The organism is Brevundimonas sp., from assembly GCF_031082345.1.
Lineage (GTDB): Bacteria > Pseudomonadota > Alphaproteobacteria > Caulobacterales > Caulobacteraceae > Brevundimonas.
Genome location: NZ_JAVHLH010000352.1, coordinates 1 through 2,061 on the forward strand (window position 1 = coordinate 1; position 2,061 = coordinate 2,061).

At 68.2% G+C, this 2,061-nt stretch carries 4 protein-coding genes; all 4 read left to right on the forward strand.

Features of this window, described 5'->3' with window-relative positions:
• Positions 1–35: 35 nt before the first annotated feature.
• Genes RDU12_RS15180 through RDU12_RS15195 form a run of 4 tightly spaced genes read left to right on the forward strand, consistent with a single transcriptional unit; the run spans position 36 to position 1,889 of the window.
• Positions 36–383, forward strand: a complete 348-nt coding sequence (locus RDU12_RS15180) for a helix-turn-helix transcriptional regulator (RefSeq protein ID WP_300290594.1) — start codon at positions 36–38, stop codon at positions 381–383.
• Positions 367–870 (forward strand): SRPBCC family protein, encoded by a 504-nt coding sequence (locus tag RDU12_RS15185; protein WP_300290595.1) that lies wholly within the window; start codon positions 367–369, stop codon positions 868–870. Before RDU12_RS15180 ends, RDU12_RS15185 begins: the two co-directional genes overlap by 17 nt.
• A gap of 41 nt (positions 871–911) precedes the next feature.
• Positions 912–1,394, forward strand: a complete 483-nt coding sequence (locus RDU12_RS15190; RefSeq protein WP_300290597.1) for an SRPBCC domain-containing protein — start codon at positions 912–914, stop codon at positions 1,392–1,394.
• 51 nt (positions 1,395–1,445) lie between these two features.
• The gene (locus RDU12_RS15195; RefSeq protein ID WP_300290599.1) at positions 1,446–1,889 is read left to right on the forward strand and encodes a VOC family protein; all 444 of its coding nucleotides are present in this window, start codon (positions 1,446–1,448) and stop codon (positions 1,887–1,889) included.
• The last annotated feature ends 172 nt before the right edge of the window (positions 1,890–2,061 follow it).

The following is a 2,061-nucleotide window of genomic DNA, read 5'->3' on the forward strand; positions in this document are numbered from 1 at the left end:
CTTATCTAACTGTTAGGTTAAATGAGAGCGGAGCCATGCAGACCGATCCCCTCAGCGCCAAATTCGCCGCCCTCGCCGACCCGACCCGTCGGGCCATCCTGGCGCGGCTGTGCGAGGGCGAGGCCAGCGTCAACGACCTGGCCGAGCCGTTCGACATGAGCCTGCCGGCGGTGTCGAAACATCTGAAGGTGCTGGAGAAGGCCGGGCTGATCAGCCGCGGGCGCGAGGCCCAGTGGCGCCCGGCCCGACTGGAGCCGATGGGCCTGAAAGGCGTCGCCGAGTGGCTGGAGCACTACCGCCGCTACTGGGACGCCAGCTTCGACCGCCTCGACGCCTACCTCAAGAAGATCCAGAAAGGAGACCCCCGTGGCCCAGGACACTGACAACAACCCCTGCCACACCGACGGCGTGGCTCACGAGCATGCCCTGGTCCTGCGCCGCGTCCTCGACGCCACGCCGGAGCAGATCTGGAAGGCGTGGATGACACCGGAGCTGCTTCAGCAGTGGTTCGCGCCCAAGCCTTGGACGATCTCGGACGTGCAGGTCGACCCGCGCCCCGGCGGCGTGTTCAACTTCGTCATGCACGGACCGGACGGCGAACGCTTTCCCAACAGCGGAATCTTCCTGGAGGCGATCCCCAACCGCCGCTGGATTACGACCGACGCCCTGACCCCCGACTGGCGACCCGCCGGCCAGCCCTTCATGGTCGGCACGGTGGAGCTGACCCCGCGCGAGGACGGCAAGACCGACTATGTCGCCACGGCGCGCCACTGGAACGCCGGGACGATGAAGCAGCACGAGGCCATGGGCTTCCATGAAGGCTGGGGCCAATGCGCCGACCAGCTGGCCGAACTGCTGAAGACCCACTGAGCCCTCCCCGGCCGCGACCGGACCCCGCCGAGAGCCTGCCCATGACCTTCGTCGACAGTATTGCGAGCCGCCCCACCCTGAAGATGCAGCGCCATTTCGATGCGCCGCGGGCGCTGGTGTGGCGGGCCTGGACGAACCCCGAGATCATGGTGCTGTGGCTGGGTCCGGTCGAATGGCCGGCGGTCAGCGCCACGCAGGACCTGAGAGTCGGGGGCGAATGGCGCGCCTGCCTGCGCTCGCCCGCCACCGGCCAGGACCTGTGGCAGGGCGGCGTCTACCGCGAGATCGTTCCGGAGGAGCGGCTGGTCTTCACCTTCAAATGGGACGAGTCGCACGAGGACGGGCCACCGGTGGATACGCTTGTCACGGTTCAGCTCGGCGACGCGCCGGGCGGCGGCACCCTGATGGACTTCACCCACGAGGGGCTGAAGTCCGAACAGAGCCTGACGGGCCACAAACACGGCTGGACCAGCACCTTCGAGCGCCTGGAGGCCTTCCTGGCGGCGGGCGGCGCTGATCAGTAACGACGCCCCGGCGTCATGGCGTTCGGTTCAACCAGCTCGAGGAGCAAGACCATGAAGATCGTGACCAGCCTCAGCTTCCGCGGCCAGTGCCGCGAGGCCTTCGAATTCTACGCGAAGGTCCTGGGCGGGAAGATCACCGCCGCCATGCCCTACGGCGACGCGCCGCCGGAGATGCCGATCAGCGATCCGAAGTACAGGGACTGGCTGATGCACTGCTGGCTGGAGGTCGGCGACCAGGCGATCATGGGCGCCGACATGGACGTCGACTGGGCCCCGGGGATCGACAAGCCCAAGAACGGCTTCGACGTCACCCTGCACACCGACAACGCGACCGAGGCCCGGCGCTGGTACGACGCCCTGTCGGAAGGCGGCAAGGCGGTCATGCCTTTCGCCGAGACCTTCTGGTCGCCGGGCTTTGGCGCCCTGGTCGACAGGTTCGGCGTGCCGTGGATGGTCAACACCATCCCGTCGGCCGACGCGAAGCCGGCGTCGTGAAGGCCTCGCCCTCGATCCGCCTCGTGGGAGGCTGAGATGCGGATGGGACCGGTCGCGGCGACTCCCGACGCCTGGGTGGCCGGTCTCGACGGATGGCGGCGCGAGCGGGTTGAGACCCTGCGCGCCGCCGTCCGCGCCGTCGACGGAACGGACGAAGTGATCAAATGGGGTC